Origin of the sequence: Opacimonas viscosa, from assembly GCF_024199005.1 — a bacterium.
Taxonomy (GTDB): Bacteria; Pseudomonadota; Gammaproteobacteria; order Enterobacterales; family Alteromonadaceae; genus Opacimonas; species Opacimonas viscosa.
Window position 1 is genome coordinate 1 of record NZ_JANATA010000034.1, and the last position, 7,113, is coordinate 7,113.

8 protein-coding genes are annotated in these 7,113 nt (G+C 40.7%); 2 read left to right on the forward strand and 6 right to left on the reverse strand.

Annotated elements, in window-relative coordinates; all coding sequences use genetic code 11:
* Nucleotides 1-383 precede the first annotated feature (383 nt).
* The 6 genes from NLF92_RS12405 to zapE form a co-directional block, all read right to left on the reverse strand.
* Nucleotides 384-932: a PHP domain-containing protein gene (locus NLF92_RS12405; protein ID WP_254102445.1), complete on the reverse strand. Its 549-nt coding sequence runs from the start codon at nucleotides 930-932 to the stop codon at nucleotides 384-386.
* 125 nt (nucleotides 933-1,057) lie between these two features.
* Nucleotides 1,058-1,480 carry a hypothetical protein gene (locus tag NLF92_RS12410; RefSeq protein ID WP_254102447.1) on the reverse strand — a complete coding sequence of 141 codons (423 nt, stop codon included), beginning with the start codon at nucleotides 1,478-1,480 and terminating at the stop codon, nucleotides 1,058-1,060.
* A 54-nt stretch (nucleotides 1,481-1,534) separates the two neighbouring features.
* Complete coding sequence (locus NLF92_RS12415) at nucleotides 1,535-1,909, reverse strand: hypothetical protein (protein WP_254102449.1); 375 nt, start codon at nucleotides 1,907-1,909, stop codon at nucleotides 1,535-1,537.
* 52 nt (nucleotides 1,910-1,961) lie between these two features.
* Nucleotides 1,962-2,234, reverse strand: a complete 273-nt coding sequence (locus NLF92_RS12420) for a hypothetical protein (RefSeq protein ID WP_254102451.1) — start codon at nucleotides 2,232-2,234, stop codon at nucleotides 1,962-1,964.
* Complete coding sequence (locus tag NLF92_RS12425) at nucleotides 2,212-2,502, reverse strand: hypothetical protein (protein ID WP_254102453.1); 291 nt, start codon at nucleotides 2,500-2,502, stop codon at nucleotides 2,212-2,214. The genes NLF92_RS12420 and NLF92_RS12425 overlap by 23 nt, the downstream gene beginning before the upstream one ends.
* A 207-nt stretch (nucleotides 2,503-2,709) precedes the next feature.
* Nucleotides 2,710-4,203, reverse strand: a complete 1,494-nt coding sequence (gene zapE / locus NLF92_RS12430) for a cell division protein ZapE (RefSeq protein WP_254102455.1) — start codon at nucleotides 4,201-4,203, stop codon at nucleotides 2,710-2,712.
* 217 nt (nucleotides 4,204-4,420) lie between these two features.
* Between zapE and NLF92_RS12435 the strand changes: the two genes are divergently transcribed.
* Together NLF92_RS12435 and NLF92_RS12440 are read left to right on the forward strand one after the other, a co-directional pair.
* The gene (locus NLF92_RS12435; RefSeq protein WP_254102457.1) at nucleotides 4,421-6,388 is read left to right on the forward strand and encodes a beta-propeller domain-containing protein; all 1,968 of its coding nucleotides are present in this window, start codon (nucleotides 4,421-4,423) and stop codon (nucleotides 6,386-6,388) included.
* Between the two features lie 51 nt (nucleotides 6,389-6,439).
* A complete protein-coding gene (locus NLF92_RS12440) occupies nucleotides 6,440-6,877 on the forward strand; it encodes a hypothetical protein (protein ID WP_254102459.1) in 438 nt (145 codons plus the stop codon).
* The last annotated feature ends 236 nt before the right edge of the window (nucleotides 6,878-7,113 follow it).

The following is a 7,113-nucleotide window of genomic DNA, read 5'->3' on the forward strand; positions in this document are numbered from 1 at the left end:
TTTGTACATAAAAAACCCCCGAAGGTTTTGTCTAACTTTCGGGGGTCACTTCATTATGGCGGTTTTTTTTATCTGAGTGAAAAAAGTATAAGAGAACCCGAGCAGACGGTTCGACCAAATCGTCTGGAACGATTTGGCAATGCCGTAGGCAGCGCGAAGCGGCGAGGGCAGGACGCCCGAGGTAATCCCTCTCTCTCCGCCATTACATGAAAAAGGTAGACTATAATAGTCTGGCTTTTTTCGTTTTAAGGCACTGTGTTTACTGGCTTTCAGGAATTTTACTAATATCCCCTGCAAAATCAGTTCGTAAGCGTACGGTCATTACATCTTTAAACGCTTTATAAATCTGTCATCTTGTCATTTTCAGCGTTGAGGTGATTATGTCAGAAATCAAGCAAACAACTTCGCGCAGGGTGTTTTCCCCTGAGTATACATTGCACATCATCAATGACGTTACCAGCGGATGAACTTATCGAAGTAATGTTATCGTCTGTGCAATGTGCTGCGTAAACAAATCCGCCTTTCTCACGGATCTTGTTTAGAATAAAATCTGCGCTATGGGGAGATGGCAAAGTGCCATTGGAAGTATCGATATTCAGTTCATATAAAAAATGTTCGAGATTTTTTACTGTTTCTTGTTCATTAAAGAGACACACCAAATGAACTTTTTCACTTGATGCTAATTCAAATCCCGGAAAAACTACTATTCCTTGCGAGGTTAGAGTTTCCCTGATTTTATCAACACTATCAACATTGCCATGATCAGCAAGACCAATAACCTTTATACCTTCTTCAAGGCATACTTCTAGTAACTTTTTATTATATTCATCTTCCGTCAGACTTTGCTCGTTACCTCTATAGCCTGTATAACTAGCAGGATTAACTCGCAAAGCACATTTCCAAAATTTAGCTTTACTGAATGTATCGACCATAGGAAATCCTGATCTCGTTATTTTAATTGTTAGTTTTATCATTTTTACCAAACGTTTTTTGTACAGAAAATATTATAAATTAAAAATAAAAAAGCCCCGACTAGCGAGGCTTTGGATTCAAATATTTATTCATTCAGTTTAAATTCGAGTATTTCTGAGTGGCGCTTGGCACACTCTTGTAACCTGCTATTGTATACTTTTTTCTTTGTTTCATCGGAAATGATAAACCCTAATCCGCAGTCATCATGTGGGTATATAGTGAATTCACTATCGGAATTCGTAATAAAGCCATGATAGGACAGTTCCCCAATAGAAGACTGATATAAAACAAAATCTCTTAACACTGCGTTAGAAACAGTGCCTTCAAAATGGAATGACTCGTTTTCTTCATCTGAAGCAACATTCAAAATTAAGCCTTGTTCAAGTAATCGATCTCTTACTTGAATATCATCTTCATTCAACTCATACGTTTCAGCATGTTTTTGCAAATCTCCATGAATACGTATAGATGAGACAACGATTTCTTTAGGAACGAACAAAGCAAGCATTTCAATAAACGCATCAATTACTTTGAGTTCTTTAACTTTAAAATAAATTAATCCTTATTCAAAATTAATTTCAAAGCTCAGTTCATTAACGAAATTACTTTCTTGAATAGCCACGTTGTAATCAGGTATTGATAAAACGCCCTCAGTGAAACTTTTAAAAAAGTTTTTCACGTCTTCTTCAGGCAATTTGTAACAATCCACTCGAATGACAATATCCTTATTTACTGTATCAGGGAATTCTTTTGCTAACTGACCGTCAATGATAGCATCTAAACAATTGTATAATCGATCCTGAAACTCATACAAAAAATAATCTATATCAAAATCGAGTCCAGCTTCTTCAACTAGAACAACTAACCATTGATCTTCATTTTTTCCTTGCGCAATAAAGTTGATATAAACTTTATTTGACTGATCATCTTCCGTCATTTGCAATGCCTTTCTACTACACAATTTTTCATCTTCGTTGGCTCATTCGGCTTTAAACCTGCTTTCTCTGCATTCTTTCCTCTGGGAATAACATCTTCACCTTGATCAATAGCATCCTTAACTTTTGTTGTCCAGGAGAAAGCTTTGCATCACCAGTTTTTGTTTCAACGACGCCTTGGCCATGAATGTAGCGCTTTTGCATTGCTAATGTATCGTCATATTCTGCGATGAGGTGCTCGCATAGGTATAAAAAGTAAGTGCTTTTGTCATTGACCTCTACATCGCTCAAGCGTCCTTGTGTGTCATAGGACAACACACCATTCACAGGGCCCTCTATCCTCTATGCGCACCAACTGGTTGGCGTTATTGAATGTGTACTGTTGTGTGGTGTCTTGGGTTAAGTTACCGTTGTCATCATATGTAAATGCTTTGCCTGCAACAGTCGTGTATTGGTTTAACCCATTGACGGTATAATCCAGTGACGGTCTGGCAGCGCGATAACTATACACATTATTTGAGCGCGTCAATTGGCTTATCTGAGAGGCTGGATTGTAACGAAAGCCATATTCAATATCATAAGTTGTGCCACTCACATCATGCGCAAGCGATATCGGGCGTCCGAGTGAATCATACTCAAAAGTGGTGGTGGTATTGTTTAAGCGTGCTTGTGTGGCTAAAAACCGCCGATAAAGCCGTCATTCTCAAAAACTGCACAACTTAAGCTGAATTTCCATTGATGTGTATTTTGCCAGCAAAGATTCAGACAAATATCAAGTGTATTATGAAGCACTACCAAAGGTTTAATTTTTTGTAAAGTAACGACTTTTGTCATTGACGTCCCATTCTTTTCCACCCATTTCTATCAATCGAGACTTGGCTCGACGAAAGGAAAAGGTCAGATCATTGGCGCCTGATAACTGTGCCAGTGATACGCCAATTAGACCCGTCGCTGACCACTCCACATGTTCCCCTTCTTTGTTGCGGATCATAGTCGTCGCAAAGGCACTCGAGTTCCCCCCTTTCTCATTGACAAACAACTCTTCATCTCCATCAACGCTTTCGACTTGCACTGCAAAATCAACAAATAACTCGTCGAGCGGGACTTGTGACACCAGCACCAAGCGGGTTCGAGATTCATAACACGTGTCAATGAGAGTCACGAAACGTCGAGCTTCGTTGAGGTGATTGGCGTCCAATTGCGGTACGCGTTCTATAATGAGGACAGAAAATTGCTCGCAGAGGGAAATATAATCAGCCGCGCCGAGTGGTTGATAACACAACTCAGAAAAGTCAAACCAGGCACTCTGGTCATTTAATCGAACGACTGGAACAGTGCGACCGAAACGGACATGAATGACCTTGGACTCAGCTCCGGATGAATTGCCACCAAATATTTTTTCCAACTGCGCCTGTGTGTCGTTATGACTATTATTGACATGAACATCCTTGTTTGAGCAAAAATATGATTGACCATCCGCTCGAGTTTCCAGTCGATAATCCTTTGGGGAATCCTCCATGGAAATAATGTCCATCTTCAGTTTTAACATTTCTATGAAGGGCAAAAAGAGGGAGCGATTAATGCCTCTCTCATACAAAGCATCGGGAGCGCGATTCGAGGTGGCCACTACTACAACATGCAAATGCGATAGTAATAAAAACAGTCGTTTCAAAATCATAGCATCGGCAACGTCTGTTACTTGAAATTCATCAAAACAGAGCAGTTGGGCTTCTTGTGCCAATTGTTGCGCAATGATGGGAATCGCATCTCCTTGTGGATGCTTCTGTTTGTAGACAAAGATTCGCTGATGGACGTCTAACATGAATTCATGGAAATGGACGCGGCGTTTGGCAATTTTTACGTGCTTTTGGCTGTGGCTGTCATTATCACCCCACGATTCAGCATTAGGAACATTAACCGACACGTAAAAGAGATCCATTAGAAAGCTCTTACCGACACCGACCGGGCCATAAATATAAATGCCTCTCGGTGGTGGACCAAAAGACCACAAATGGAACTTCTTTCGAAGAAAGGACCAGGCGGATGTCAGAGGGCGGATCAGTAATAGTAGACCACTGACTGTACAACTGTTCTCTGTCGGGTCGTCAGTGTGCACAGGTACTGGTGGTAGCGAGGCGAGAGACTGGTGTAAGGCATCTAATTTTGCCGCCAGAGCAACTTGGGCGTCGTCTCGTCGCACTTCCCCAGCGTCCACCTTAAGCTCATAAGCCGTTGAAACGGGGCCTGTTGGGAAGCACTGCCGAGCGACGCGATGTTGTGGCATCATATTCTTCATGTTGGAGCTAATGAGTTTATTAACATGACAGTTTAGTACGTATGATTTCTGTAAAGGTATCAAATGAATGGGCGCTCAAATAAAGATGCTCATAGCAGAATTCGGCTTTATTCTAAAATCCACAGGAATCGTTATGGTAGCTTCACTTTTTCTATTATCTTGTCATCCCTACCGCTTGGTGTTAATTTAATTTTATCATTTTATTGATGGTGATTTTATGTCTCGTTTTTTATTTATATTTGCCTTATTACCTTATCTAATGTCGTGTGGAGGAGGGGCATCTTCTGCGCCTGTTGTTGAGCCACCAGACCCAATTCAGCCCCCTTTAATTGCAGAGCCCAAACGCTCCCTTGCTCGTTTAAAGGCTGTCAACGAAGAGATGTTGGCTACCCAAATAAAAAATGGACTGTATTATACTTCGGGTGCAAGTGTGTCGACACCCACCGCTCTACCGGTAGCTGAATCGGATATGGCAGATACAAGGTCGCTCAATTTTTCGCAAACCGTCACCCAAGAAATGGGCGTTGATGAGTCAGATATTATGAAATACGATGGGGAATGGTTGTTTGTTGCGACGCCCAATGAAAACAAACGTATTCGCGTGTTGCGCAAACAAACGGATCGTTCATTGGCTGCGGTGGCAGAAATTGCACTTGAGGAGGAAGACATGGTGGTAAATGGCCTTTATCTCACGTCTGAACATCTCTCCATTATCACTAAAAAAGAAACATATTACGCACGTCCTTTTGTGGAGATTATCGAAGCTGACACCAGCCGATTTAGTCTGTCTATTTTGAATTTATCTGAGATTGAATCGACACAACGTGGGGGGGAGATCCGCACGTCAAACACGTTCCATTTTGATGGTAATCTCATATCAAGCCGGCGAATCGGTTCAAAAATTCTTTTGTTCAGTACGTATTGGCCAAATCACATTCAGTTACCCACACCCGTTAATAATGAACAACGACAAAGCAACTATGATGTTCTATCGGCTACACCAATCTCAGAACTCTTACCGCAATATTCTTATGATGGCGTATCCTCACCATTAGTGAGACCTGATTCATGTTTTATTCCTGAAGATGCTACCGAGCTTGATGGTTACAGTGGTATCGTGACCCTCACGGCCATTGATTTGAACAACCCATTGTCGATTCAATCAACCTGTATAAATGGCATGTTTGATGGTTTATATGCTGCCCAAGACGATATTGTTGTGTTTGGTCAGCAGTATACAACCGAAGGCGAACATACGGTCCTACATCATTTTGATTTTGCAAATGACTCCTTCGCTTATAACGGTACGGTAGCACTTCCGGGTCGCTTGGATTGGAATCAACCGCATTTGAGATTATCCATCAAAGATGAGTTCTTGAGGGTGGTGACAACACGCAGTATGCAAGATGAATCCGATCGTTTCGACCATGATTTCTTTAGTATTAGTCTGTTGGCACAAGACCGAAACTTGCCCATTCTTGGTCGTTTACCAAACACGTCCCAACCCACAGAGCTTGGGAAACCCAATGAAGATATTACCGCGGTAAGATTTTTTGAGGATAATGCTTACATTGTGACATTTGAGCGTATTGATCCTTTATATGTTTTGGATATCAGTACACCAGACAATCCACGTATCGTCGGTGAACTCGAAATGCCAGGTTATTCCTCGTATCTCATGCCGCTCAATGAACGTTTTTTGTTGGGAATTGGGCAAAATGTTGATCCGAATAGTTTCGTGGTTAATGCTACCGTGAGTGACTCTATGCCAGCACCGATTACAGAAGGAGTCAAAGTAGCATTATTTGACGTTTCATCAGCTGTGCCACGCTTAGTAAATGAAGTTATTTATGATCAAGGAGCAACCCCTACAGAATTTGATTATAAAGCAATAACATTTTTACCGCACTCTGCTGAATCAATCCGCATTGGACTACCTATGCAAAGTTGGATGAATTTGAACAACCAATGGCAAATAGATGCGCGCTTGGAATTACTTGAACTCAACCTTTCTGGTTCTGGTGCGCTGATGGAACATGGTGAAATCGCACCGCAAGAGCCCTCAGAGTATGGCGTTTGGCAAGATAGAGCAGTGTTTGATAATGATGACATATATTATCTTCATCATGGTAAAGTGCTACACAGTTTGTGGTCACAACCAAACCAGCTTATTGGCGAATATTGAGTCTTTTATCGAGAAATTTTGACTTAACCCTTATTGAGGAGACATTTTGTGATGAAAAAATTCTGGTTAATGATTTTGTTGTATACCCCGTTTACGCATGCGTTAGAGTCTGACGCAGCTTATGAATTTTCTGCCGGTGTAGGGCATCAGTATGCTGGTGTTCTTGGTGCCCAATTTTCTTATAAATCAGATGTCACTAAATACTATGGTTCATTGGGGTTATATGGTGCAGCAGTGGGCTTTGAAACTACCTTTGCTGCAAATCCAAAACACACTTGGGGCATAGTAATAGGTGTCGAGCCGTTTATGAGTGAAGATGGTTATTTATTTGGGGTTTACAATTATCATTTCGAAGGCTTTGCCAACGACGGATTTGTTATTGGTGCGGGTATTGGAGTATCGCGTCAAGATGAATATGGTTTCTTTGGAGATAACAAAAACATTGAATCGAAAACCGTGATGACGTTGAACTTAGGTTATAAATTTTGACCAACATTGTGCAAATTGTTTTGAGCAGATAATCCTCCCTAATTTACTTATTGTCCTATTTTTTAGAATAATTAGTGCGTATTTTTCTTATTTTCATTGAATTAATTAAGTGTTTTAATGTGATTCATTACTTCTAATATGAAAATTAATTAATCCAATGGAGGATTTTTCATGAATATAACTGTAATCCCCCCGAAAAAAGAGAGCAGTTTTAACTAGAAAATTCCGCTACACTA